This window comes from Nostoc sp. (assembly GCF_036916735.1).
Lineage (GTDB): Bacteria > Cyanobacteriota > Cyanobacteriia > Cyanobacteriales > Nostocaceae > Nostoc.
This window is the reverse complement of the sequence record NZ_JBALFV010000094.1, coordinates 263,613-288,950: the sequence shown is the minus strand read 5'-3', so window position 1 is coordinate 288,950 and position 25,338 is coordinate 263,613. Positions and strand designations below refer to the sequence as shown.

At 41.0% G+C, this 25,338-nt stretch carries 21 protein-coding genes, 1 tRNA gene and 1 riboswitch; of the genes, 9 read left to right on the top strand and 13 right to left on the bottom strand.

Annotated elements, in window-relative coordinates; all coding sequences use genetic code 11:
* Positions 1–119: 119 nt before the first annotated feature.
* The 3 genes from V7L20_RS21495 to V7L20_RS21485 form a co-directional block, all read right to left on the bottom strand.
* Positions 120–956 (bottom strand): iron-siderophore ABC transporter substrate-binding protein, encoded by an 837-nt coding sequence (locus V7L20_RS21495; protein WP_334746022.1) that lies wholly within the window; start codon positions 954–956, stop codon positions 120–122.
* Between the two features lie 166 nt (positions 957–1,122).
* On the bottom strand, positions 1,123–3,807 hold the full coding sequence (locus tag V7L20_RS21490; RefSeq protein ID WP_334746021.1) for a TonB-dependent siderophore receptor: 2,685 nt from the start codon (positions 3,805–3,807) through the stop codon (positions 1,123–1,125).
* Between the two features lie 999 nt (positions 3,808–4,806).
* Positions 4,807–4,880 (bottom strand) — tRNA-Val (locus V7L20_RS21485).
* 107 nt (positions 4,881–4,987) lie between these two features.
* Positions 4,988–5,145: riboswitch (cobalamin riboswitch) on the top strand.
* A gap of 22 nt (positions 5,146–5,167) precedes the next feature.
* Here V7L20_RS21485 and V7L20_RS21480 point away from each other — a divergent pair.
* Positions 5,168–5,584: a DUF1636 family protein gene (locus V7L20_RS21480; RefSeq protein ID WP_334746020.1), complete on the top strand. Its 417-nt coding sequence runs from the start codon at positions 5,168–5,170 to the stop codon at positions 5,582–5,584.
* A 2-nt stretch (positions 5,585–5,586) separates the two neighbouring features.
* Positions 5,587–6,330: a cobalt-precorrin-6A reductase gene (locus tag V7L20_RS21475; protein WP_334746041.1), complete on the top strand. Its 744-nt coding sequence runs from the start codon at positions 5,587–5,589 to the stop codon at positions 6,328–6,330.
* Between the two features lie 66 nt (positions 6,331–6,396).
* On the opposite strand, the gene V7L20_RS21470 is transcribed toward V7L20_RS21475, so the two are convergent.
* The 3 genes from V7L20_RS21470 to V7L20_RS21460 all read right to left on the bottom strand — a co-directional run bounded on the left by V7L20_RS21470 (position 6,397) and on the right by V7L20_RS21460 (position 10,511).
* Complete coding sequence (locus V7L20_RS21470) at positions 6,397–7,539, bottom strand: BMP family ABC transporter substrate-binding protein (protein ID WP_334746019.1); 1,143 nt, start codon at positions 7,537–7,539, stop codon at positions 6,397–6,399.
* Between the two features lie 1,067 nt (positions 7,540–8,606).
* Positions 8,607–9,383, bottom strand: coding sequence for a WecB/TagA/CpsF family glycosyltransferase (locus V7L20_RS21465; RefSeq protein WP_334746018.1), 777 nt, complete (start codon positions 9,381–9,383; stop codon positions 8,607–8,609).
* A gap of 51 nt (positions 9,384–9,434) precedes the next feature.
* Positions 9,435–10,511 carry a glycosyltransferase family 4 protein gene (locus V7L20_RS21460; protein WP_334746017.1) on the bottom strand — a complete coding sequence of 359 codons (1,077 nt, stop codon included), beginning with the start codon at positions 10,509–10,511 and terminating at the stop codon, positions 9,435–9,437.
* Between the two features lie 224 nt (positions 10,512–10,735).
* Between V7L20_RS21460 and V7L20_RS21455 the strand changes: the two genes are divergently transcribed.
* The gene (locus tag V7L20_RS21455) at positions 10,736–12,238 is read left to right on the top strand and encodes an acyl--CoA ligase (RefSeq protein ID WP_334746016.1); all 1,503 of its coding nucleotides are present in this window, start codon (positions 10,736–10,738) and stop codon (positions 12,236–12,238) included.
* A 49-nt stretch (positions 12,239–12,287) separates the two neighbouring features.
* Here the strand turns inward: V7L20_RS21455 and V7L20_RS21450 are convergent, their stop codons facing one another.
* On the bottom strand, positions 12,288–13,079 hold the full coding sequence (locus tag V7L20_RS21450; RefSeq protein ID WP_334746015.1) for a DUF3598 family protein: 792 nt from the start codon (positions 13,077–13,079) through the stop codon (positions 12,288–12,290).
* A 92-nt stretch (positions 13,080–13,171) separates the two neighbouring features.
* Here V7L20_RS21450 and V7L20_RS21445 point away from each other — a divergent pair, with 92 nt between their 5' ends.
* Both V7L20_RS21445 and V7L20_RS21440 read left to right on the top strand, forming a co-directional pair.
* Positions 13,172–13,402 carry a hypothetical protein gene (locus V7L20_RS21445; RefSeq protein WP_334746014.1) on the top strand — a complete coding sequence of 77 codons (231 nt, stop codon included), beginning with the start codon at positions 13,172–13,174 and terminating at the stop codon, positions 13,400–13,402.
* A gap of 99 nt (positions 13,403–13,501) precedes the next feature.
* Positions 13,502–13,891 (top strand): hypothetical protein, encoded by a 390-nt coding sequence (locus V7L20_RS21440; protein WP_334746013.1) that lies wholly within the window; start codon positions 13,502–13,504, stop codon positions 13,889–13,891.
* A gap of 55 nt (positions 13,892–13,946) precedes the next feature.
* Here the strand turns inward: V7L20_RS21440 and V7L20_RS21435 are convergent, their stop codons facing one another.
* Complete coding sequence (locus V7L20_RS21435) at positions 13,947–14,186, bottom strand: helix-turn-helix domain-containing protein (protein ID WP_334746012.1); 240 nt, start codon at positions 14,184–14,186, stop codon at positions 13,947–13,949.
* A gap of 120 nt (positions 14,187–14,306) precedes the next feature.
* On the opposite strand from V7L20_RS21435, the gene V7L20_RS21430 reads away from it, so the two are divergent.
* Complete coding sequence (locus V7L20_RS21430) at positions 14,307–14,519, top strand: hypothetical protein (protein ID WP_334746011.1); 213 nt, start codon at positions 14,307–14,309, stop codon at positions 14,517–14,519.
* A 208-nt stretch (positions 14,520–14,727) separates the two neighbouring features.
* Positions 14,728–15,837, top strand: a complete 1,110-nt coding sequence (locus V7L20_RS21425; RefSeq protein ID WP_334746010.1) for a DNA-methyltransferase — start codon at positions 14,728–14,730, stop codon at positions 15,835–15,837.
* Positions 15,838–15,848: 11 nt separating this feature from the next.
* Here the strand turns inward: V7L20_RS21425 and V7L20_RS21420 are convergent, their stop codons facing one another.
* Together V7L20_RS21420 and V7L20_RS21415 are read right to left on the bottom strand one after the other, a co-directional pair.
* Complete coding sequence (locus V7L20_RS21420) at positions 15,849–16,475, bottom strand: restriction endonuclease (RefSeq protein WP_334746040.1); 627 nt, start codon at positions 16,473–16,475, stop codon at positions 15,849–15,851.
* A gap of 44 nt (positions 16,476–16,519) precedes the next feature.
* Complete coding sequence (locus V7L20_RS21415) at positions 16,520–16,774, bottom strand: helix-turn-helix domain-containing protein (protein WP_334746009.1); 255 nt, start codon at positions 16,772–16,774, stop codon at positions 16,520–16,522.
* A gap of 170 nt (positions 16,775–16,944) precedes the next feature.
* On the opposite strand from V7L20_RS21415, the gene cobJ reads away from it, so the two are divergent.
* Both cobJ and V7L20_RS21405 read left to right on the top strand, forming a co-directional pair.
* Entirely contained in the window at positions 16,945–18,672 is a 1,728-nt protein-coding gene (cobJ, locus tag V7L20_RS21410; protein ID WP_334746008.1) for a precorrin-3B C(17)-methyltransferase, read from the top strand.
* A 171-nt stretch (positions 18,673–18,843) separates the two neighbouring features.
* Positions 18,844–19,335 carry a DUF4174 domain-containing protein gene (locus tag V7L20_RS21405; RefSeq protein ID WP_334746007.1) on the top strand — a complete coding sequence of 164 codons (492 nt, stop codon included), beginning with the start codon at positions 18,844–18,846 and terminating at the stop codon, positions 19,333–19,335.
* 530 nt (positions 19,336–19,865) lie between these two features.
* Here the strand turns inward: V7L20_RS21405 and V7L20_RS21400 are convergent.
* From V7L20_RS21400 to V7L20_RS21390, 3 genes are all read right to left on the bottom strand, one after another.
* The gene (locus V7L20_RS21400) at positions 19,866–20,213 is read right to left on the bottom strand and encodes a cupin domain-containing protein (RefSeq protein ID WP_334746006.1); all 348 of its coding nucleotides are present in this window, start codon (positions 20,211–20,213) and stop codon (positions 19,866–19,868) included.
* Positions 20,210–23,104, bottom strand: a complete 2,895-nt coding sequence (locus tag V7L20_RS21395; protein ID WP_334746005.1) for a glycerol-3-phosphate acyltransferase — start codon at positions 23,102–23,104, stop codon at positions 20,210–20,212. The genes V7L20_RS21400 and V7L20_RS21395 overlap by 4 nt, the downstream gene beginning before the upstream one ends.
* 720 nt (positions 23,105–23,824) lie before the next feature.
* Positions 23,825–24,775, bottom strand: a complete 951-nt coding sequence (locus V7L20_RS21390; RefSeq protein WP_334746004.1) for a D-2-hydroxyacid dehydrogenase — start codon at positions 24,773–24,775, stop codon at positions 23,825–23,827.
* Positions 24,776–25,338: the final 563 nt, after the last annotated feature.

Below are 25,338 nucleotides of genomic sequence, written 5' to 3'. Positions count from 1 at the left end.
CTCTGCAAATCGAATTATAGATGATTTAGTGCAATATTTGACAAAACCAATGAAACTAACTAATACACAATAACTCTGCCGTAGTCAATGCTAATTTGTTTAAATTAACAAAAACTCAATCAATTGTTCTCCACTAAATACTTAAACATATCATCTATCACTTGATTTGCAGATAAATAATAACCAACCAGCCAATGTTGCCCTACTATATGAACTTTACCTTGCTTGACTACATTGAGTTTTGACCATAAAGGTTGTGTTGTTAACTGTTGAACTGCCAGCTTTGCATCGTTGGGTTGAGAAAAGTTAGAAGTTATAACAAATAAAACATCTGCATCTATCAAACTCAGAAGTTCAGGGGATATAAAGTACCAACTAGTATTACCAAATATCTTAGTAAAATCTGGTACAGCACTCGGTTTTTGCGAGAGTGGACGGTCTAAACCAAGCTCCTGTAAGATTGAACCAGAAAACGAGTTTTCAGTGCGGATAATTATCCTACCTGGAAAAATATGTACAACGGATACTTGAATTCGTTTAAGTTTTTCGCCCATACTTGCTTTAAATTGGGCTATTCGCGCATTGTAAAGCGCTGCTATTTGTTTTGCTTTTTGTGTTTGACCTAATGCTTGGGCTAGTTGCATAAATAATCTTTTCCAGCCTGCTACATCTTTGGTAATTTGGTATACAACAGTAGGCGCAATATGCGACCATAAACTGTAGCTTTCTAAAAAACCGAAATCGATGCTTACGATCAAATCGGGCTTTAAAGAGAGAACTTTCTCAAAGTTAGGTGGCAAGCCAATGTCTACAGCATCAGAACGCCGCAATGATGCTGGTATTTCTCTTTGAGGATAGCCGAAGAGTTTTACTCCCAAGCTAATAGCTACTTCCGTCGATTGGGGATCTAGTGAAATAATCTTTTGGGGGTGCAGGGGAACTGCTGTTTCACCCATTGTATGTTTGACTATGTGAACATCTGCTTGGGATGGTAATTTAAGTAAGGGGTTGTGTAGGTGTGAAAACAAGCTGCAAGCACACAATGACAAAAGGCAAAAAACAGAAATAACGCGGATAAGCATAACTATTGGTAGCGGCTGACCGTTAATTGTCAATGGTCAATCAAAATTTCCATCCCAATGTCAGAGTAACAGTGAATGGACTACCATAAGTCACTGATGTGTTATTACCACTTTCAAAATATGCAAGGTCAAATAAATTCTCGAAGTTGAGGGTTGCATCAAATTTAGAATGACGGTAGAACAAAGCAGCATCAGTTCTGACATAACTGGGTACTTTCAAAGTATTAAGGGTATCGATAAAGCGATCGCCAACATAAAACACCCCAATACCACCCCCTAACCCTTGCAGATTACCCTGGGGAATCGTGTATGTCGTCCAGAGACTAGCTTGATTCAATGGCACTTCGGTTTGTGCTTTGCCGACAGGCGAAGGAGTACTATTATTTTTTGTAATTCGAGGATCGGCGTATGCATAGGAACCAATGACATTCCAGCCTGGTAAAATCTCACCTGTAACAAACAACTCCACACCCTGAGTGTTGACCTCTCCTACGGGGATATAATAATCAGGATTGTTTAGATCGACCGTAGGAACGTTAGATTCAGTTAGCTGAAAAAGAGCTAAGTTAGCTGAAAGTTTATCACCGAGCAAATCAGCTTTGACACCGACTTCGTATTGAGTTCCGCGATCGGGTTTAAACAACTCGTTATTAGCAGTGCGACTAGTCTGGGGAATAAAAGAGCGGCTGTAGCTAGCATAGAGCGAAAGCGGTTTAATCGGTTGATAGACTATACCAAGGTGAGGACTAAAAGCTTCGCTCGCTGATGAATTTGAAGAGGGAGAACCAAATAAGTCAAAGACCGTATAGCTTGTTTGCGATGACCAGTCATAACGACCGCCTAAAACTAGTTTCAGGTTTTCAGACAAGGCAATCAAATCCTGAGCGTATACACCCAAGTTATCCACTTTGGTTCCACTTCCATTGGAACTAAGAAGTTTACCAAGTGTTGTATTCCCATAAACAGGATTGAAAATATCAATAGAAGCGAAATCATACCTGTTTTGAACACCATAAAACTGGTTCCAAGCATACTCTGTCCCGAAAACAACTTGATGTTCAATATTTCCAGTTTTAAACCGCCCTGCAACGTGAGTATCTAAATCATAAACATAGTAGTTGACACCTCCTGGATTAGTAAATACATCTCGTCTTAAGGTTCTGTTGTCTGGTAATAGCTCTATGGGACGTGTTTTCAAATCATTACTATATTTGGTAAAAATTGCTTGGAAAGCATTCTGCAAAGACCAGTTATCATTGAAGCGATGCTCTAGTCTGTAACTCAATCGAGTGTCTGAAGTGTCTTGGTTTTCTTTGTCTGGTTCACCCAAAAATCGAGTTCGAGGGAGTTTACCCAAGGGATTAAAAAACAAAGTTCCTTTTGTAGCTATCCCTTGATAGTAAGCGCTACGACTAAAATCGGCATAGCTTGTATAGAAAGTCAGTTTCGTGTTAGTGCCAATATTCCATGCTAGCGCCCCGGCAATCTGCGATCGCTGCTGGCTATAAAAATCAACAAAACCGTTGGAACTTAGGTAGGAACCATTGAGGCGATACAAAACACTTTTATCGGTTGTCAGCGGTCCAGATAAATCAAGTGTGCCTTGATAAGTGTCGTAATTACCCACAGAAAAAGAAGCTGCATAAAAAGGATCTATTAAAGGCTGCTTGGTGACTAAATTAATTGTTCCGCTTAGGTCTCCTTGTCCGTAAAGTACAGAAGCCGGGCCTCGCAGCACCTCAATTCGCTCAACATTGCCAATGCTAGTTAGGTCTCTGGCCCCAGCAAAATAATTCCTCAAACCGTCGGTAAGAATATTAGTAGTACCAGAGCCTCGAAGAATTAATCTGTCTGACTGAGCAAAAGTACCTCCGCCTACTACACCAGCATTTCTTAACGCTTCCCCAATGGTGAGAGCGCGTTGGTCTTTGATAACCTGTTGAGGAACAACATTAATTGTCTGAGGAATGTCGCGTAGCGGTGCATTAGTTCGAGTTCCCACATTTGCATCAGTAGGGTTGTAGCCTGTATCCGGCGATCCTATCACCTCTAGTTCAATCGGTGCTTGGTTTTCACTATTTGGCGGTTTTTGCTGTGAAGGTATTGGTTGCTGTGCTGTGGATGTGGTACTTGTCACCCCAATAACTAATCCTTCAGGACTGTCAAACAACTCTACTGCTGGTACACCCACTTCACCTGTAACTGTCACCCGTATGGTATTAACATTAATGTTAGTAACAATCACCTCGGTAATTCCTGGTGCTGGCTTTGATTGCCGAAATGTATTACCACTAGTCAAGCGCAACTGAGCATTAGGGATGTCTGCAACATAGGAATTACCCTCAGTTTTTGGAGTTAGCTGCAAGCGTTGGCTGTTGACATCGGTCTGTAAAATCACCTCTAAACCCTTACTTGTACTATTGAACTTCACTGCCGTTACTGGTATAACTTGTGCTTGTTCGGAGGGTATAGGTGACGACTGTACTAACTTTTGGGCATCGGTAAACAGATGCTCTATTTGCTTGAAACTGCGAATTTTTCTGATAGGTACAACTGAGTTTGTGATTGTTTCTTGAGGTAATAGTTGCTGCTGATAATCTGATATTTCTGCCGTTCTAATCGATCCAGCGATCGCAGGTGGAAGTTTCCCTATAAACATTCCCATTACCGAAGTAATTAATAATACAATATATCGAAAAAAATAGTTTAATCTCTGCGGCTTCATTGAAACTTCCTCACACACACTTGCTCATCTATTACTGACTACGCGCTTTGAGTCAAGGTATAAAAGATAAGTGAAAAACCTATCACCCTTTATCCAAAACTCTGTAACAATCTCACTTCAAGATAAATGTTTCTTTAATTGGGGTTGTGACATCAGGTACATTATTGAACTTAGATTGAATATTACCAACAAAGTTGAGAAAAATCTAAAAAAGATTTTTGCTTTCAATCTCAACAAATCTTCTGGCTACACAGACGATAACTGTTTATGTACTTGCTAAAATCACGGAATCAAGCTACTTGCAATGATTTTCATCAAGTCAACTACTATTTGATAGGAGCAAGTGCTTTGTCAGAGTATCTTTACCAAGGACAGGACAAACTAGCCAATATTATTGGTAATATCATCGCATATAACTTACATCTCTATTTGTAAGGTGATGTCTACGACAAGCCTTTACGGTCTACGCCATTCGTGAGGAGGAAACAAAGCCATGCGATCGCTCCAAAGTTCAACTTTTAAAGCGGCGTTGCTAGCAAAGACCGCTTTGTAGCTATGATTTTGCGATTAATTATCCTTGCGTTGATAAAGCTCTTATGGAGAATATAGCTCTTAAAACCCAACATCTGGTCCAGATTTCTCACCACATCTCTCAAAGTCTGCGCTTATGCTCTTCAGCAGGGGAGAGTTATTGTACAAGTTCTTTTTCCCCTCAAGCTTGTGAGAAATGCAGGAATACCTTTTAGAAGCTCGTGTGTCTGAAATAATGGCTCATCCTGGATATCTCCGTTACAAACAAGTTCGTGCCGCTTTAAATGAAACACGACGTGAAATTGGAGTGTAAAGCCATTAAACTTAAAAGGGCAGACTTAGTTAGCTTCTTTCTCTACAGATGTAGAATTAGAAGCATAACTTTGCCGCCCCTTATTGGAACAATAAGGGGCGGCAAAGTTACGGGCAAAGTCACAATGACAAATAATTAGCACTCTACAGCAAAAATGGACGTAACTGGATTCGAACCAGTGACCTCTACGATGTCAACGTAGCGCTCTAACCAACTGAGCTATACGTCCTTAACCACACAATTATCTATAATAACACATACTTTCTTGATAAAGCAAGATAAAGTGTGTAAATCCATCTTATAAGAGAAGTACCATTCGACTAGGGTGTATGATCGATAAGGTTATTCGGTTCTGGTGGGGAGCAGCTACCAGAGGTAACCCTTAAAGTTCGGTGTAAATCCGGCGCTGTCCCGCAACTGTAAACCCATTTGAGATGCCATCTAAAATCCCAAATTGAGTAAGTCAGGATGCCTGCCGAGATAGATTTATCAGTTCCACATATCTGCGAGGTACAGATGACTACTACTGTAAATATTTCCCCGACTAGTCCCTTGGGTGTTGCTGACCATACTTTATTTGTTTGCAAAACTTGTGCTAGCGTTTGGCAAGATAGAAAACGCTTAGGTGAAAGTGGCGGTCAAAAACTTCTATCTCAACTTCAGCAGCTTGCACAAGATTGGGACTTACGAGATCAATTTCCAATTCAGGAAGTTGAATGCATGAGTGCTTGTAATCGTTCCTGTGTAGTTGCTTTTGCTGCCAAGGGCAAATTAACATATTTATTTGGTGATTTAGCTGTCGATGACAGTGCATCTGCGATACTAGAATGTGCTAGTCAATACTATGCCAAAGCAAATGGTTTACTGCCTTGGTCAGAGCGTCCTGAAGCGCTGAAAAAGGGCATTTTGGCAAAAATTCCACCTTTATCTTAATGATGCGCGTTTTGATTCTGGGTGGAACGGGAGATGCCGCAGAACTAGCTGCTAAAGTGGCGACTATCCAAAGGTTAGAAGCAATCACGTCTCTAGCTGGGCGCACCCGTGAACCATCAGTACCGTTAGGCGATTTACGGGTTGGAGGCTTCGGTGGTGTGGCTGGATTGGCTAGCTATTTGCGTCAAATGCAAATCGACTTATTAATTGATGCAACCCATCCTTTTGCTACTCAGATTTCTTTCAATGCGGCAGATGCTGCAACCGAAGTCGGAGTACCCCGTCTGATGTTAATACGCCGCCCTTGGGAAAAAGGAAGTGGCGATCGCTGGATTGAAGTTAACAGTGTTGAAGCCGCAGCCGCATCTGTGCAAAACCATGCACAGCGAGTATTTTTGACAGTTGGCAGGCAAGAACTCGCCGCCTTTGCTCACCTAGATAAAATTTGGTTTCTGATGCGGATGATTGACCCTCCTAGTGATGATGCTTTAGTGCCACTAGGAATGATATTGTGCGATCGCGGACCCTTTACCCTCAATAATGAAAGGCAAATCCTGATTCATAACAAGATTGATACCATAGTAAGTAAAAATAGCGGTGGCGATGCAACAAAAGCCAAGATTATTGCAGCGCGAGAACTCGGCGTAAACGTTGTTATGGTAAATCGTCCAGCCATACCACCAGGAGAGCAGGTTACTGATGTTAATGGTGCTTTGGCATGGCTATTTGACAAGTTGCACCACTAGTGAGGTAAGGCAAAAGTCAACCCCAACTCTTGGAGACGCTACACAAATGGGGAATTCAAAGCAGTACTAAGATTTTCCTTTTGGAATTGACCCTTCAATTCCCTCAACATACCAATCCATCGCCAGTTGTCTCTGGTCCTCCAAAACTTTACCTTTTGGCACTCGCACCACCCCATTTTGATCTTTCACTGGGCCATCAAAAGGATGTGCAGTACCCTGAATAAACTCATCGCGCTTCGCATTCACAAGTTGTTGCACATCCTCTGGAATTTCCTGATTCATTGGGGAAATATCCACCATTCCTTGACCAATACCATCCCAAACCTCTTGTGACTTCCAAGTATTAGTCATTACAGCCAAGGCTTTATCTGTATAGAATTTGCCCCATTTGTTAATAGCTGATGTCAGGTGGGCTTTTTGACCAAACTTACTCATATCAGTGTTGTAGCCAAAAGCATAAATACCTTTTTCTTGTGCCAGTTGGACAACAGCACTAGAGTCGGTATGCTGTGTCAGTACATCTGCACCTAAATTCACCAAAGCTTGAGCCGCTTCTTTTTCTCTAGCTGGATCGTACCAACTTTGTACCCAAAGTACCTTAACTTTTGCTTGAGGATTTGTTAACCTTACTCCTTGGGTGAATGCACTGATTCCCCGAATTACTTCTGGTATTGGGTATGCGCCAATAAAACCAACTATATTTGATTTTGTCATTTTGCCAGCAATCATGCCGGTTAAGTAACGCGGTTCTTCAAAGCGTCCCAGATAAGTGCCGACATTGGCAGCACGTTTGTATCCTCTACAGTGTTCAAATACAACATCATTGAAGTCTTTGGCAACTTTAATTGTTGGGTTCATGTACCCGAAGGAAGTTGTAAAAATCAATTTATTACCATCTAATGCAAGTTGGCGAATCACTCTTTGGGCGTCAGTACCTTCGTTGACATTTTCTACAAAGGTAGTTTTTACCTTATCTTGAAGATTAGCTTCCATGTCTCTGCGACCTAAATCATGGGCATAAGTCCAGCCAAAATCACCCACAGGGCCGGCATAAACAAATCCCACCTTAAGAGGTTCATTTACCGCAACAGGCGATGCTGAGGGAAATACTTCACTCTGCGCTCTGGAATTTTTGCCTTGAGAACAACTAGTTAAGGTAAAGCTAGATCCTGCTAAAGTGACATACTTTAGAAAATTCCGACGATCCATATTTTATTAATAGGTTTACCTGTTAATAAGATTTTTATGATTGCTGATAATGGCAAACATGGTTTAGATTAGCTATTTACTTAATTTTAACTTTTTATTGAAAGCGACGGGAAACTCCATCCCCGGACTTCATCTTGCTACGCACTCCGTGGGTGGACGAGGTTGTTCTCCCCGTCGCTTAGGCCAAGCAGGGTATAGTGGCAGTACGATCTTCCCCATGCCCAAAAACTCCACGCCACTTGCGGAATGGAGTTTTTTATTTCTGTCGTCAACTTACTTGAGAAAAAAGGCGATTAATGATATGTTATACTAGATACTCACTACATTTTTCATAAAGCGGATATTTAAAGCCAGGTTTTTGATAAAACCGCGATCGCAGACCGATAAAGTTTGATTGGCTGACAAGCAAAAGTGAATAAAAAAGGGAGAGAGCAGCAATAAACTGTTTCCAAAGACTATTGCACAAAAAATGTTCTTCGGTTGATGCAAGTTCTTAGCAATTGGGTTGTAGAAATAACTAAAGCTAACTCAGAGCAGAGTCAGGACCGGATAATCAAGGTCGTTGGCGATTCTACAAGCCTGATCATGTCTCAGAGGATGCAATGCAAGCTGAAGTTTGCACTAACATTGGTCTTGGTGGTGCGAGTTGGCGCTGTCCTCGCCAGAAGATTAAGGTAGAAGTGGATAACAGACCCTAAAATTAAGGGTTTGGAATACTTGACTGTCTTATCGCTCTTTCATCACTCTGGTCAAAGAAAAATTTCAGCCAACTTTTAAACAAGGCACAGAAACTGGGTTTGTCGCTTTATTTTCTAACATTATGGCTAAAATCATATCTTTTGTCTGAAAGCTCTATTAGTGCTTCGTTGTCAGAAACTGATGACACAGCATGATTTTATCTCTGGTCTAACTTACTACCGCTAGTGGCCAAAAACAAGGGCATCTTAATTATAAGTGATTATCCGAACTTGATATTACTTATACCCTGAGCAAATAATTATTAATTCATAATTAATAAATGGGTAGCGCAGTCTACACTCAATTATCAATTATGAATTATATTTTTTTTAGCGATTTGCTACCAATTTTTGAGCGATTTTTTGCTTAAATAGACGATAAAAAAACAATGGATTACCTATAATATAACGATCCCATAGACGAGTCGGTTCGGTAACTAAGCGTGTTAACCACTCGAAGCCACTATTCGTTAGCCATTCTGGACCACGATATGTAGAATTAGTATAAAAATCTAGACATGCGCCTAAGGGTAAAAATACACGAGCTTCAATTTTATTGAAGTTATCTAAAATCCACCGCTCCTGTAATGGCATACCAAAACCAATATATAAAATATCGGGTCGAAAATTATTAATTTTTTCTATAATTAAATCATTTTCTTTTCCTGATTTCTCAAAGTAACCATGATGCCCACCTATCCGAAGGTTTGGTGCAATTGATCCTAACTTTGTAATTGCTTCATCCACTACGCCGGGTTTTCCAGCTAATAAAAATAAAGAAACATTTTCTTTTTCACATTTTAATGCTAAATCTTCTATATAATCTGGTGCTGTCATCCGATGTGCAGAATTCAGCGAATAACCGCTTAAGTTAGCTGCTAACAATACACCAAATCCATCGCAAAATACTAAATCTGCATTATTTAAAAAATCTCGATACCAAGATTTTTCATAAGCGAAATTCATCGCTCTAATATTCACATTTTCGACAATTGTCTTCTTAGGACTTTTGACTGCTTCTACTAAATAATCGATTAATTCTTGTACTTTAACTTTATGGAATCTTGTATCAAACAACTTTATTTCAGGGAAAGTTTTAGTATGCATTGTTATTTCCTTTTTGTTTAATTTAGACAAGCTTTTTTCAGAATATGGCTCTTAACCTACGACTGATGCATAAATATATTTTAAGGATGCAAGATAATTGTTTATATCCAAATGTTTAACACTTATCCGTGCATTATTTCCTAGAGATATTCTCAAATTTTTATCGGCAATTAAAGATTGTATTGCCTCTGACAACTGTTGAATATCACCCGGATTAAGTAATAAACCATTCTGATTTTGAGTCACTACTTCCGGTATTCCTCCTACTTTAGTAGTTATGACAGCTAAACCCCAGCTCATTGCTTCTAGTAGTGCCATTGGTAAACCTTCGTTGTAAGAAGGTAAAACAAATACATCAGCTTTAGCTAAAAGCTCGTCGCGTTTTTCTTTGTCTACCCAGTCAAGGATAGTGATGTAGTCAACAAGATTTAGACTTTGAATCAAACTACGAGCTTTTTCTACCTCTCCATCCCCTGCCATAACCAACTTTGCTTTACTTTTCTCTTGGGCAGGTATAGAAGCGAATGCGTTAATTAAATCAAATGCACCTTTGCGCTGACCAATACGCCCTAGAAATAAGAAAAATACTTGGTCTGAATCTATACGTTGTGGAATTTGGGCAGGAATTCTTACCGCGTTAGGAAGAACAATAACTTGCTCTGGCTTTAAACCAAGATTTTCAATATAGAATTTTTTCCAGCTATCTGATAAAACGATAAAACGGGTACATTTACTAAAAGACCAACTGAGCCATTGCTTAAGCAATTGAGGAAGCTCAGAGTAAAAAAGATGAAAGTCAGCACTATGAGCATGAATAATTAGCGGTTTTTGAAATAGCCAACTAACAAGACTAGTGATTGAGTGACGAAAAGCACTACCTCTCTCTGAAACATGAACGTGGATTAAGTCGGCTTTTTTATTTAATAAATTCCAAAATAACTCCCCTATTGCCTGCACAAACACCAATATTTTCTGGAGGGCAGAGCCATTCGGTAAAGTAGTTATATGTGTAAATTTAATATCAGAAGTAGCTTCAGTAGCTTCTTCAAGGATGAGCTTTTGCACGGAAACTATTCCACCTTGCCGCTCCAAGCCTTCGCCTAACATAGTAATCTTTATAGGACTCATAACAAAAGAGCTTATTTAGGGTAGATAAATTTATCAAATATTTATGTGCCGCACACCCTATTTAAACTATGATTAAGTTATGTATTTGTCAATGATAGTAATTAAAAGTTTTAATGTAATAAAGATTACCATGTTGCAAAGGACGGGCTAAACGTTGTTTACCCGTGGCGTGTACTTTATTCTTAAAACTGATTGAATCATTTGTTGACAGACCGAAAAAACTAATGAACATATTTGAGCTTTTAGCAGGGGAAGACAATCATTTAGCCCTTGTTACACCTGAGGGGCGATCGCTAACCTATAAGCAATTGCGCGAGAATATTGTTGGACTGGTATCCCAACTCAATAGCTTTGGATTGAAACGGGGCGAACGCATTGCCATTGCCATGACTAACGGTTCACCAATGGCTATTACTTTTTTGGCTGTCGCCCTGTGTGGCACTGCTGCACCCTTAAATCCCAAATACAAACAAGAAGAATTTGCCTTCTACTACGAAGATATCCAAGCAAAAGCACTGATTACGTTGTCTGAGTCGCCAAAAGCAGCCATTGCCGCCATCACACTCGACATGATGCTGATTAATGTCAAGGTAAACACTGACGGTACACTGAGCTTTGAATTAGTTAAAACAGGCTCAGAACCAGCAGAATCCTCGAATCCCATAGCCCCCAATGCCGATAATCTGGCGATGATTCTCCACACTAGCGGCACTACCAGCCGTCCCAAACGTGTGCCGATTCGTCATCGCAACTTAATCGCCTCAGCCAACAACATCATTGGTGCTTACTCACTCACAGCAGCTGACACTACACTTTGCCTAATGCCCCTGTTCCACATTCACGGATTGGTGGGCTGTCTGCTGGCAACTCTAGCATCCGGCGGCACATTAATTTGTCCCAATGGTTTTAATGCCCTGGAGTTTTGGAAACTGGTAGATACTTACAAACCTACCTGGTACTCCGCAGCGCCAACCATGCACCAGACAATTTTGGCCCGCGCTAGCCGCAACACAGAAATTGTCAAAGCTAATCGCTTTCGCTTCATTCGTTCTAGTAGCGCTCCCTTGCCCCCAATTATTATTGAACAACTAGAGGCAACTCTTAATGCTCCCGTGGTGGAATCTTACAGCATGACTGAAGCATCTCACTTAATGACCACCAACCCCCTACCGCCAAAAGTGCGGAAACCAGGTACTGTAGGTTATGGCTTTGGTGTGGAAGTCGGCATTATGGACTCTGAAGGCAACTTATTATCTCAAGGAAGCTTGGGCGAGGTGGTGGTAAAAGCACCCAATGTCATAGATGGCTACGAAAACAACCCAGAAGCTAACGCCACAGCTTTTGTAAACGGTTGGTTCCGCACAGGCGATCAGGGTACACTGGATGCAGACAGCTACCTCCGCTTGACTGGACGCATTAAAGAATTGATTAACCGGGGCGGGGAAAAAATTTCTCCTTTAGAAGTAGATGATGTTTTGCTGCGCCATCCCGCCGTCGCCGAAGCCTTAGCCTTTGCCGTCCCCCACAAATCTTTAGGAGAAGATATCCATGCTGCTGTTGTCCTCAAAGCAGAAGTCGGCGAAAAAGAACTTTTAGCTTATTGTTCAACCATGCTGGCAGACTTCAAAGTTCCTAAGCAAATTCACATTTTGGATCAACTACCTCGTGGTGCTACCGGCAAACTGCAACGGTTGGGTATGGCGAAATTGCTGAATATAGGGCAGTAGGGAGATGAGCCTTTGAGATTGAAAGTTGAGGCTTGACCCTTGTTTGGTTTTATTGTTTTTGTAGCCTAAAAATTTCGGAAATCAACATGGCGAATGCTCCTAAATTATCATATTTAGCTGTCAGTCTTCTATACTCGTTTTTCGTAACCAGCTTACCAGATACTATCTCAATTTCTTTTCCAATATTCACCTTTTCAGGTACATTGACAGTAATATCATTTGGGAAATATATCGTCTTATTTTTTTGTTCTGTTGGCTCTAACACAAGCTCTTGATTTTCTGCTGAAGCCGATATTTGTAAATCACTATTCATATACTCTTTTTGTCCGCTCCATTTTCCAGACAACTTTTCTATTTCTGCTTTGGCTGGTCTATTGGAAAAGCTATTTAGATGCTCGCTAATTATCGTAATTTTCTCTAAATCGCCGCTCTCAGCATAGATAATAGCTACACTAGTTCGCCAATCTTGATATCGGAAAAATAACTCTGTAGCAAATTTTTTTCCAGCTTCCAGTTTTTTTGATACCCAGGCACTGTTACCCTCACCAAAGGACACTGCCCTCATAGACAAAAATGTTGGGTAAATGACTCCATCAGGTTGACTACAAATTTGCTTTTCTATCTGCCAGGTTTTTTCTGATTCGCTTCCATCAGAATAGCTGTATTTATTAGTTTGGGTAATCAATGTTTTCTCTTGATTAGCTTGAAATTTTCTGATAGCTTTAAATGAATTTAGAACTTCTTTATCTGGAGAATACACCGTCCATATTCCGTGCCAAGCACCACCTTCTGTCGTGATATGTCCAAATAAATTTTCCCAGTTTTTATCTTGTGAATTCATCGTTTTTCTAATTGATAAGTTGACAAAAGCTTTTTAGTATTCCTATTCTACGATGTCTACAGGCGTTAGATATTCCTTCGCTCTCATCAGGGGTGTGGTGGACTGCGATCGCCCCTGATGCTCTCCACACTGCTACCTCTTTCAAAATCGCCTACAATGCTCCTCATTCTCACCAATGGATGGCTACCTTTTCCTTGACATCGATTTTGGGCATTGGTGCGATCGCAACGACAGCAAGCTACGCAAGTGATGGACGCGAGAAAATCGCCACGTTTCTTTTCCTACGAACCCTTGTTTACCGTTGTGGATGGGACCATTTTTAACAGTTCGAGAAGAGGCACAAATGAGGCAGGCTGTTATAAGATAAGTAATTTTGCCAAAAGTAAGCGATACACTAAGAGAAATTCCTTGAGGAAGCTTTGATGGCACGGTCAAACGGGGTTAAAACTGAAATGTCTGCACAGGAATTGCCTACAATATCAGATGAAGATACAGTGACAATTGAAGATTTACCGGAAGCAGTAGAGGATGTGCAGGATATTGATGACATCTTGAACTCACTCAAAACCTTACTGAGTAGCCTAGAAAAACTCCAAAAAGTCCGCCAGGAAGTGGGCGACATCAAACCGTTAATTGGGCGAATGCTGGATGGTGAACTGGTTGCTGGTGAAGAACTTGAGCAACTCAAGACAGGTGTGAGCAGTCTTTCTCGCCTTGTTCGGGCTTATAATGACCATCAAATAGCGTTGGCTAAAGCACAATCTGCTAGAAACTTGCTAGATCAAGTCCTTAAAGAGCGTAAAGCTAATTGAAACAAGAAGCGATCGCATTTTTTTTGAAGAGGCGATCGCTATATACATCCTCAAATTACGACTGTTCCTCGTCTAAATCTCCCCAGAACAGCTTGACAAACTCCTCAGCCGCAGCAGGCTCAATTTCCTGTAGTGCTTTGCGAATTTTTACTACTGTATCACCTGGTGGATCTGCAACCTCATTCACCCACCCAAAAACACTAGAACGATTGACTTTCATAACTACAGCCAATCGATTTTGGGTGATCCTATAAATTTCTAGAACCTGTTTGAGGGCTTTTCCTGCTTTTGCCATGCCTCCGATTTTGTCAGAGGCTTATAACCAAGTAAATGTTTGTAATTACGAACAAGATGGTAAGCTAGTTATGTTTGTAATCACGAACATAACTTTTAGTAACAATTTGGGTCAACTCTAATGAACAAAAGCTCTGTACCTTCCATACAAATAGATTCAGACCGAGAACCTGTTAGTTTTCTTGTTATTGGTTTGCGCCAGACTGTAACCAATACTATCAACACACTCTATAAAATCGGTTTTGCACAAATTAGTGAGTGGAGTCCACTTTTACCTGCTTCTGAACCAGGCAAAGTGATGAAGATTTTAACCCGAAGCGTTCCAACAGTGTGATAATTGTATTTATAATTGTGTTGCGTTAGCGTAGCTCACCGTAGGTATCACCTTGAAATATGTCCACGGCAGCAAGATAGATCATTAAAGTAAATAGAGAGGGTATTGTACTCTACTTACTATTAATATTTTGCTGAATAATTGGTCAATAACCTAAAATAGGTTATGCTCACTTAATTCTAGTATTACTTGTAAGGTAGGTATCGTAATGAAGACTAATAAAGAGAATCTACCCTTAGACCAGATTCTCTTAGAGGATAGTTTACAACTGCTTAGTAATCTGCCAGATGAATGTGTTGACTTAATTGTATCCTCTCCACCTTATAATCTAGGCAAAGAATACGAATCAAGGCAGGCTCTTGAGATTTATTTGGCAGAACAAACAGCCGTTTTGCTTGAATGTAGCCGGATTCTCAAAAATACAGGTTCGCTATTTTGGCAAGTTGGTGCTTTTTCTGACCGAGGAATGCTGATTCCTCTGGATATTCGCTTTTTTCCGATTTTAGAGTTATGCAGATTAATTCCTCGCAACAGAATTATATGGGCTAGGCAACATGGTCTTCATGCCCAAAAAAAGTTTTCTTGTAGACATGAAACTATTCTTTGGTTTACTAAATCGAATAACTATAAATTTCATCTAGATGCTATTAGAGTTCCGCAGAAGTATCAAAATAAGAAACATTATCAGGGAAATCGGAAAGGTGAACTTTCATGCAATCCAGAAGGGAAAAATCCTGGTGATATTTGGCTATTTCGGAATGTTAAACACAACCATGAAGAACAGACTATACATCCCTGCCAATTTCCAGAAGACTTAGTAGCTCGAATTATATTAGCTACAACTAACAAAAATGATATTGTTTTAGATCCATTTATAGGTTCTGGTACTGTGGCAGTGGTTGCGAGAGATCATGAACGCCATTTTATTGGGTCAGAAATTGAACCAAAATATCATCAAGTTGCGTTGCATCGTCTTAGTGGCAATCCAGATAAAAATGGTTGTTTTCCAAATTTAAAAACCTTGCGCGATTATGTTGAAAAAACTGGTCAATCTATTGATAAATTTAAGTTTGATGTGCAAGTAGGAAATAAAGCTTCAGAACGCAGCAAAGCAAAAATTTATCCAGAAGAGCATCACTTGCAAGAAATGGAAGATAGATTAATCTATGAAGAATCTGCTTTTACAGCTAATCTAAGAGGTGAAGAAATTCCAGTAGATCCAAAGCTTAATGGGAATGGCAAAAAAACCTCTTTACAAAATCAAATAGTAAAACCAGTAGAAGATGTAGAACAAATTGAATTGAGATTATGGAGTTAATAGATTAATTCTTACAATAAGTTAAGTAGACAACGACTACGGGCTGAACGTCCAGCAACAATTTGACATTGGCGATTAACTCTAGTATTCACCGTTCGAGAATATCTTTTAGACGAATACTCAGTCCAGATGATAGGCACTATTGTATTTTGTTGTTCAAATAATCCAACCAGTCTGATTGGTACATCAAAAACTTGGTATTTAGTCAAAGCTGTTAACTGATTAACAGCTTGCTCGTAATAAAGAGTGCTGTTGGAAGCAGGAAACATCAGAGCCTTTGTCACCAGAATTACCAGATTAGTTGGGTATCCAACAAATTCAGTTTTAGCTTTGAAGAACAATTCTGAGCGCAAAGTGTTATTCAGTAGGAAGGGATAATTAGAAAATTGAATTTCAATGATAATGCCAGCTTTGGCAAAATCAACCTCTGTACCCAAAAATCTGTAAGCTACTGGAATAGGTATATTTGATTGCCAACCATCATGAATAAAGGCAGCTTTAATGTATTCGTTTGTACCTACTGGATCGAATATTGCATTACCCTGAATTCCAGCTTGATCTGAAGCCTTGATGTGCAAAGGCATTCTAGTGAGAGTAGTAATAATCTCATGCCATTCGTTCTGGTATTGGGTATTAATGATTGTATCTGCTGTGTTAAAGTCAATATATTGAATAATGATTATTATGTCTCCTTTTGGTATTTCAGCAGTTCTTCGATAAAAGCAAGCGGGTCTATTTCAAAGACTTGAGCAACTTGTAAAAATTCAATCACGTCAAGACGACGCTCTCCACGTTCATACTTTGATACATAGGATTGCGGAAGCTCTAACTTTGCCGACAACTCTGCTTGAGTGAGCTTGGCAGCTTTCCGGGCTTCGATAAGTAGCTGGCGAAACCAATTGTACTCTTCGCTGAAAACTGATTTAGGCACTTTCACTTGCCTTTTTTCTGGCGATGGTTTATTCGATCTCAATGGGAGTTATGAAATATTGCTGAACTCAGTTAAATTCTGAAACCTAATATGGGATAAACCCAAAATAGGTTTTTGAGCAGATTTAAATCTGTGCTTTCATTTGAAGGATATCAAATTTTGCAAGATATCTACTTATGTTGATGAACGTTGCACCCGCCATTGTAATACTAGGTCAAAATAGCGTGACAGTAGCACGCAAAATCATCACAGTCCTACCAGGGGCGACATTATACGGTCTAGCGGGTCGCACATCGGGAGTTGATGTCAGCTTTACTAACTTTGGCGAAACGTTGCGCAAGTTATTTGCCCAAGGAACGCCGCTAATTGGGATTTGTGCCGCCGGCATTTTAATTAGGACGCTAGCTCCCATACTCTCAGATAAACAACAGGAACCACCAGTGTTAGCTGTGGCTGAAGATGGTAGTGCTGTTGTCCCTCTGTTGGGCGGACTTGGTGGGGTAAACGATTTGGCCCGTCGCATTGCCGAAGCGCTTGATGTCAAACCTGCAATCACGACCACAGGCGATTTACGTTTGGGCACAACGCTGTTATCTCCTCCCCCCGGATACCATTTAGCAAACCCAGACGATGCTAAGAAATTTATCTCAGATTTGCTAGCCGGGGCACAAGTCAAACTAGAAGGTATAGCATCTTGGTTGAGCGATAGTAAACTGCCCATAAATCCAAAGGGAGATTTGACCATCCAAGTTACGGAACGTTTGGTGATTCCTACAGCCAACTGCCTTGTCTACCACCCAGCAACTATAGTGATCGCAATTAGTGACATCATTGATGATGCAGTAACTTTAGTACAGCAGCTACTAGCTGATGCTGCACTAGAAAGAGCATCAGTCGCCGGGATATTTGCACCCATCACCGCCGCAGCCGATCCCGCAATCCACGCCGTAGCTAGCGCCTTGGGAGTGCCTGCCCGCTTTTTTACCCCAAATCAGCTAGAAAGTCTGTTATCACAAGGTTATAGCCTCGCCCAAGCAGCTGCGATCGCCGCCACAGGCACATCCCCCATTACTTCCTCATCTCCCGATATAGCGATCGCCATTGCCCCCCAACCAATTGACCCCAACACCATCGGTCAACCACGCGGACGGTTAGCGATTATTGGCACGGGTCCTGGTGGATCGCAGTGGATGTCTCCAGAAGTGAAGGAGATACTCAAGTCGGCAACTGACCTAGTGGGTTATAAAACTTATTTAGATTTAGTCGGTTCTCTGGCTGATGGTAAGCAACGGCATGAGTCTGACAACCGCCAAGAAGAAGCACGGGCAAAAATGGCCCTTGATTTGGCAGCATCTGGGCGATATGTAGCTGTAATTTCATCTGGCGACCCAGGTATCTATGCAATGGCAACAGCAGTTTTTGAAGTATGCGATCGCTATGCCTTACCCGAATGGAACACTATCGACATTCATGTAGCACCAGGTATTTCAGCCATGCAGGCAGCCGCCGCCGCCATTGGTGCGCCCCTTGGACATGACTTCTGTGCTATTTCCCTCTCTGACATCTTAAAGCCTTGGTCTATGATCGAACAACGAATTGCTGCTGCTGCTGAGGCTGATTTCGTAATTGCTTTCTACAATCCTGTTTCCAAAGAGCGTACCTGGCAACTGGCAGAAGCGAGAAATATTTTGCTGCGACATAGAACACCGGATACCCCAGTAGTGTTGGCCCGGAATCTCGGTAGACCAGGACAGACAGTAAGAGTGATTACACTTGACCAGTTAGCACTAGCAAGCGCTGATATGCGGACAATTATTCTCGTTGGTTCCACAAAAACCCAAACCATCAAGCGCAGCGATGGAAATATCTGGGTTTATACGCCGCGTCGCTATACCGAACAGTAAGCTAACAAAATGTTTGGCGTGATTAAGAAGTGTAATTTTGATAAACTATCAGGCTGCTATAATTTGAGTAATTCTCACCGACCTACTTACCTAATACTAAACCATCAACAGATAGAGAAAAATTGGGGATAATGATAGGTTGAGAGGATAGAAAACAAATAAGAACGCATTGTGAATAATTCAGTATTAATTGCCCTGACCCTATTAGTGTGTATAGTCCTGTCGCCAGTTAGCAAAGCTGATACTGTCCAAGGTTCAACCAATCATGCTATCAAAATGTCTTCATTCAACCTCAGTTCCCAAAAATGGAAAAACCGTGTGCTACTAGTCTTTGCACCATCTGTTGATAACCATATCTATCAGCAGCAAATGCAACTATTGCAAAAGCATAACAAGGATTTTGCAGATCGGGATTTAGTTCTCGTTCAGGTTTTGGCAACAGATGAAAGTTATGCCAACAGACAGCCAATAGATGACTCTTCTGCTGCCAAGTTGCGCGATCGCTTTGGGGTTGACAAAGAAAATTTCCGTGTGATTTTGGTGGGTAAAGATGGTGGGGTTAAGCGCAGTGATGCTACACCAGTGCAGGCGACAGCAATTTTTAAGGAAATCGATGCTATGCCCATGCGTCAGCAAGAAATGCAAGAGCGACGCAGAAAGTAAGCTGTTAGGCAAATAAAATTGTATATTTACTCGTAAGAGTTGTCATTAGTCAAAAGTCACTTGTACTGACTTGTACGCTCGCTTGTCTTGAGCGACTTGTACTCTTGGTAGTCGAAGTAAGTCGAAAGGTGCAGCCGAAGTAGCGTAGTCGAAGTATTAGTCATTTGTATTTAAAAGGACAGATGACCATTGACTGCATGAGAGTCTTAACAATTGCAATGTACAATCTAGACGCGCATCAGTTTAACTAGTACTATGTCAAGCCAAAATTGATGGTCGAGGCAGGTAGGGGAAGCATATTCCTGATAAAGGCTCCCATGCTGGAGTTCAATGATGAAGAAAGCAATGTGGCAATCAACTTATTTGGCTGCGATTGTCCTGCTTGTATAAATTCTTTACGTCAAATGCGCGGCGCGACACCCTTGGTATATTAGGATTGTACAAATTTATCTTTGTTTATAAGCAACATCCGAAACTTTTATGAGAGCATAACAATTTTGTGCCCTCACTCTATCTTGTATTCCAAATAATTACGCTGATTTTTCCACTCGCAAACCAAAGTAGGTTAAAACAAGCTCAGTTGAGCCACTATTAACAACTTCATGTACTTCTCCCGGTTCTATCGCTACGCAGATCCCTGGAAGCAAGGGATATTGTGTACCATCAATATGAATTACTCCCGAACCAGCTTCCACAAAGAATATTTCGCACATATCTTGATGCGCGTGTGCTGGTGCGGTTTGTCCAGGAGCAAAACGTGCTTGAGAAAAGTTAGTTAGGTGAGGCAAATCACCGAAGCGTAGCATCACCTTTTTCTTGATTTCGGCATTGTGAGAAACAAATTCTTCTGGTAGGTCTTTGAGAGAAGTGGTAATCATTCGGGTCTTAAATCGTTAGATAATTCCACAATACCTCTAGAGCCATCAATCCTTACCCGTTGACCATCTTGCAGTAGCCATGTAGCACCTCGAACATCCATTATTGCGGGAATTCCATACTCACGAGCAACGATCGCACCGTGAGAAAGCCGTCCACCAGCTTCGGCAATTAATCCTCCAGCCCTTAATAACAAAGGTGCCCAGCCGGAATCTGTGTAAGGTACTACCAGAATCGTATCTCGATCAATTTCCGGCACGTTTTGTAAATTTCGCAACACTTTTATCCTGCCTTCAGCTTGTCCCTGGCTGGCTCCAATCCCTTGTAATATTTGGTCAGAGTAAAGTTCAGAGGGAGCTAAGGGGTGAGGGGGTGTATTGCCGTAGACTAAAAGGGGTACTTGAATGATCTCACTATCTTGGGCAAATTGCGATCGCCTCAATTCCACTAACTCATCTAACTCCTCAATTAACCTAGAATCGTCATCCACAATTAAACGCCGTACTTGATCAAATTCTAGAAAAAAGATATCTCCTGTTTTCTTGAGTAAACCTGACTTTAACCAAATCTTCTCTAAAGCTACAAAACTCCACCGCAATTCAGCCAAAAGCCGTGAATAAACTTCGCTAACTCGTCCCTTGATATCCACACGCCGTTGCACAAATCCACGTTTGCGTTTACCAGCAAAAATGCTATTAATTGCGTCTTTAGCGCCTGATTGTGGTTCGTTCCCTTGCATTAACTGCACAAACATCTGCTTAATCATCTGGGGATTTTCCCGCCAAGTAGGAACGGAAATATCTGTTCCCACTTCACTTAAATAACCGTAATCCTGAAGCAATTCGTCAAATTCTCGCAGGATCTTTTCTCCCTCTGGGGTTTGCTTTAATTGCTTAAATACTTGTTGTGGCTCAAACTCAACCAATACTTGCTTGGCATCTGTTGCTAAAGCACTTAGCGATCGCAATGCCGCTACCTCTGGAGTAACGCTATTATCAATTTGCCCATCCTTCACCCGAAAAATCCCCTGGCGGAGGGCAGCACTCAAGGGAGCTAAAATACTGTAATATGTTCCATGACGTAGCAACTCTAGAATAAAGTCAATTCTTTTTAGCAGCTTGGCTGGTTCCCAGTTATCTATATCTTCCTCGGCTAACTGCGACAATCCAGGAATGAAACGTTTGTGATAATCCTGCTTGAAGTCTTTTTCTAAACTTAATTCCTGCCTGAGCAACTTCCCTAGTCCTGGCAAATTCTGCAAAGTTGACTGTAAGGATGGTTTACTTAATTTAGCTCCTCTGGTTAAAAATTCCAAACTTTCCGGCGGCAATCCCATGCGGAGAAAAATATCTCCTAAGAGGGATGCATTAAAGTAGGCTCTGGAATAATGCAGAGTTGCTGTTTCTGTGAAATCTAATCCTAAAGCGCGTTCGCCTAAAACTAGAGTAAAAAATTCTCCCCAAACTCCACAAGTTAAAGGACGATTAATCGACCATGTTAAGGGATGAATTACTCCAGGAATCACTTCGGCGGCAATTTTGCGTGTCCAGATGGGTAGTAGAGTGGTGATCGGTCGAGATTGCAACACCCAGAGTGTTTGACCGTCATAACTCCATTCGATATCTTGAGGAGTGCCATGATAACGTTTTTCGAGTCGATAAGCTAAGTATGCAACTTGCTTAATTAATGCTTGTGGGACTCGTCCTTGACCCTCTAGTTGTACAGAGGAAGAATTTTCTGTTTCAATTACAAAAGCGCGATATTGTTCTGGTGTGACTTTTCCCGAAACGACTTGCGTGGGGCTACCTGGAAGGGCTTCAATAACGATCGCATCACCTTGCTGAGTAATGGGATCGCGGCTGAAAGCTACGCCAGAATATACACTCTGGACTTGTTGTTGAATCAACACAGCCATTGCTGTATCATTTAAGCTGCGATTGCGCCGATATTGCACGGCAGATGGTTGATTGTAGGAAGCTTGAACTTGAGCGATCGCTGATTGTAATGCCTCTGGACTGGTAACATTTAAAACTGTTTCATACTGTCCAGCCGCAGAAGCTTGAAATGAATCTTCTCCAATGGCAGAAGAACGCACCACCAAGGGAGATAATTCTGATGGCTGGAGAAATTCTATCAACACTTGGGGATCGTCGATTGGGGCGAGTACCCATCCCTTAGGGACTGGATAGCCCCAGCGCTTAATTTGAGATAATATAGCGGCCTTTTCTCCGACAATGGCAGCATCTAACTCTTCATCTAGAGAAACCATCGCGCGATCGCCGCGTAAAAATTCCAACATCGCAAGAGATTCTGTTTGTGCCTCTTGGGTTGGCAGATTCATATCATCAGGAATTTTAGTATAAATCCAGCCCATTAAACCAGCTAAGGCTATAGCAGCAACCATTCTGGGGATATCACTAATGTGGAGAAGTGCCACAAACAGAGGAAAGAGAAGCAAAACTCCAAATTTTACTACCTTTCTTGATTGCAGAATTGTAAAGCTAATTCCTGCAAAGAAGGATACAAATATTGCCACAAGAGGATCATGTACGACAAATCCCCAGACTACATTTGTCGTACCTGCCCCTCTACCTATCCAGTATCTACCTATTACCAGAGCGATCAGGGCGATCAATTCCCAAGACGATCCCTCTGGGAAGAAAACGCGGCTGAGTAAAACTGCCGCAACTCCTTTAAAAGCTTCTGACAAGACTGCCAGAATTCCTACAAATTTACCACCATGATAAAAGGCAGCTGATACACTAATGTTTTTTGTACCAACTTGTGATAATTGCTTGCCTGTTAGCGTGTAAGTGATCCATGCAATCAGGGGTAATCCGCCCAAGAGGGGGCAGACAATTAAAATAACTAAGACACCCCAAGGTTCAAACATTCTGGATTTTGGACTTTAGATTTAAATTTTCCATCTAAAACCTTAAATCTAAAATCTAAAGTTTTTCTAAATTTTTAATAATAATTAGGGCGTTTTTATCAAAAAGAATAAAGGCGCCAGTCGTCAGAATTCAGAATGGATTAGAGTATGCCTAAGAGATGAACACAGGGGTTTTCAGCGCTCCAAATTATAGATTTAGAAGTCTACAATTAGGTGTTGATTTGAATCCCCAAAGGAAAAGTATTCTGGATTCTGGATTCTAGATTCTGGATTCTTATTCAATTACTAGTTGCTGAATGGACACTTGGCTACGACGGCAACCGTTTTTGCCAGTGTCCTTCTAAGCTACTAATGGTTTTAGTTTAGCGCATAGGCCGCTTGCAGCGCCCAGATTATGAGAGCAGCGATCGATCCCAGAAGCAACACGGTAGAGATAGTGACTACTTTTGGGGAATCTGCACCATCAAATTTCATAATTCCGCGATTTAAGTCGGACATAGCTTTGTAATCCTCTTATATTGGAGCATGAAACATTTGTCCGTTTTGATTGTAGTCCTTCTCTTTGCGGATGATGTTAAATTCCTAATATTATTTTGTTTCAGCTTGGCAATTTTTCCATCACCAAAATTGCTTACTTCTTTAGAGATATTTAGTCTTATTTATACAAATGTGGGGACTGGGGACTGGGAAAGAGTTTCTCAATCCCCAATCCCCCATATTTTAGTATCCTGCTTGCTTGTCTACAACATTCTGCAAGGGCTGACCAGTTTGGTAGCGTTTGAGATTCTCGATAAATAGTTGTGCTATTCGCTCTTTGAGGCGTGGCGAAAGGGCTGAACAATGGGGGGTGATAAAGGCGTTTGGCAACGACCACAAGGGACTTTCCGGCGGCAGAGGTTCTGTAGCTACTGTATCTAATCCAGCACCCGCAATCCATCCCTCACGTAGTGCAGTGAGTAATGCGGCTTCATCTACGATCGCACCACGAGCGATGTTAATTAAGTAAGCAGACTGACGCATAGAGCGCAATGCAGCTTCATCGATCAAGCCTTTGGTTTCTGGAGTTAATGGTGTAGCAATAACTACATAATCTGCTGCTGGGAGCAGTGATCGCCACTCATCAGCACCCACAATTTTGTCAAAATTTGCTAGGGGTTCGGGATGGCGGCGACTACCCCAAACTGTTACTCCAAAGGCTTTAGCGCGAGATGCGATCGCTTGACCAATATTTCCAGTGCCGAGAATTAATAAATTTGCGTCTGCCAATTCTTCGAGAAATACTCCTCTTACCCAAGTGTATTCATCTTGCAAAGTTTGCAATTTCCGCAGATTCTTGGCGTGATAGAGCATGAATGCTAATACAAATTCTGAAATTGGAATTGCATGAACCCCTGCGCTATTAGTGAGGATAATGTCCTTTTGCAAAAAAGTTGGGGTAAGGATGTGATTCACCCCAGCACTCGGTGACTGTTGCCAACGTAGCGCGGGTGCTGCTGTGAGTACTTTCTCAAGGGTAGAGGCTTTCAGGTAAAAACCGTTGACATAAACTTCTGCATCATTGGCATCACCATCAAGATTACCTTCACTATCCACCTCCACAACATCTATATCAGATGCTAGGTGTGGCTTAATATCAGCAATGAGATGATCGGATAAAATTAGTTTCACCATTTGCTAGTTCCTAATTCCATTTTCAATTTTCAAAGGGACTGGAGACTGGGTATTACGTATTAGGAAAAGTAATCCCCAATCCCCAGCTCCTAGTCCCTAGTCCCCAGTCGCTAGTATCCTGCTTTTTTGTCCACTACATTTCGTAACGGCTGAAATAAACTTCAGCATCGCTAGCATCGCCGTCTAAATTTGCTTCAATATCTACGCTGACAACTTCTATATCAGGCGGTAGATGAGGCTCAAGTCATTGTAAATTACCTCTTCTTTATTTACAGGGCTATCTTTATAAATTGTCTCTGTTTGATTAAAAAAATGAAATGCCCTTTTTTATTAATCTCGATTATGATTTTCAGTAAAAATTAAGATATTTTTATTTAATCTTTAAACCCATACTAAATCAAAATATTGATGATTAAACTTATATGCCATTTCCTCTATTCTATATATTTGAAATCCCAATAAATAAATTTGTTTTTTAAAAAATTAATTTTAATAATATAAATTAATAATATTTCTACCTCATTGATAGCTTTTGCTCTTTTAATTAATTCATTTAGTAATAA

What these genes read in the sequence shown, in the direction of transcription:
- V7L20_RS21400 (WP_334746006.1), bottom strand. Translation starts at nt 20,213, where the DNA reads ATGATTACCACTTCTCTCAAAGACCTACCAGAAGAATTTGTTTCTCAC.
- V7L20_RS21480 (WP_334746020.1), top strand. Translation starts at nt 5,168, where the DNA reads ATGACTACTACTGTAAATATTTCCCCGACTAGTCCCTTGGGTGTTGCT.
- V7L20_RS21390 (WP_334746004.1), bottom strand. Translation starts at nt 24,775, where the DNA reads ATGGTGAAACTAATTTTATCCGATCATCTCATTGCTGATATTAAGCCA.
- V7L20_RS21470 (WP_334746019.1), bottom strand. Translation starts at nt 7,539, where the DNA reads ATGGATCGTCGGAATTTTCTAAAGTATGTCACTTTAGCAGGATCTAGC.
- V7L20_RS21440 (WP_334746013.1), top strand. Translation starts at nt 13,502, where the DNA reads ATGGCACGGTCAAACGGGGTTAAAACTGAAATGTCTGCACAGGAATTG.
- V7L20_RS21430 (WP_334746011.1), top strand. Translation starts at nt 14,307, where the DNA reads ATGAACAAAAGCTCTGTACCTTCCATACAAATAGATTCAGACCGAGAA.
- V7L20_RS21495 (WP_334746022.1), bottom strand. Translation starts at nt 956, where the DNA reads ATGGGTGAAACAGCAGTTCCCCTGCACCCCCAAAAGATTATTTCACTA.
- V7L20_RS21395 (WP_334746005.1), bottom strand. Translation starts at nt 23,104, where the DNA reads ATGTTTGAACCTTGGGGTGTCTTAGTTATTTTAATTGTCTGCCCCCTC.
- V7L20_RS21460 (WP_334746017.1), bottom strand. Translation starts at nt 10,511, where the DNA reads ATGAGTCCTATAAAGATTACTATGTTAGGCGAAGGCTTGGAGCGGCAA.
- V7L20_RS21490 (WP_334746021.1), bottom strand. Translation starts at nt 3,807, where the DNA reads ATGAAGCCGCAGAGATTAAACTATTTTTTTCGATATATTGTATTATTA.
- cobJ (WP_334746008.1), top strand. Translation starts at nt 16,945, where the DNA reads ATGTTGATGAACGTTGCACCCGCCATTGTAATACTAGGTCAAAATAGC.
- V7L20_RS21475 (WP_334746041.1), top strand. Translation starts at nt 5,587, where the DNA reads ATGCGCGTTTTGATTCTGGGTGGAACGGGAGATGCCGCAGAACTAGCT.
- V7L20_RS21425 (WP_334746010.1), top strand. Translation starts at nt 14,728, where the DNA reads ATGAAGACTAATAAAGAGAATCTACCCTTAGACCAGATTCTCTTAGAG.
- V7L20_RS21435 (WP_334746012.1), bottom strand. Translation starts at nt 14,186, where the DNA reads ATGGCAAAAGCAGGAAAAGCCCTCAAACAGGTTCTAGAAATTTATAGG.
- V7L20_RS21465 (WP_334746018.1), bottom strand. Translation starts at nt 9,383, where the DNA reads ATGCATACTAAAACTTTCCCTGAAATAAAGTTGTTTGATACAAGATTC.
- V7L20_RS21455 (WP_334746016.1), top strand. Translation starts at nt 10,736, where the DNA reads ATGAACATATTTGAGCTTTTAGCAGGGGAAGACAATCATTTAGCCCTT.
- V7L20_RS21450 (WP_334746015.1), bottom strand. Translation starts at nt 13,079, where the DNA reads ATGAATTCACAAGATAAAAACTGGGAAAATTTATTTGGACATATCACG.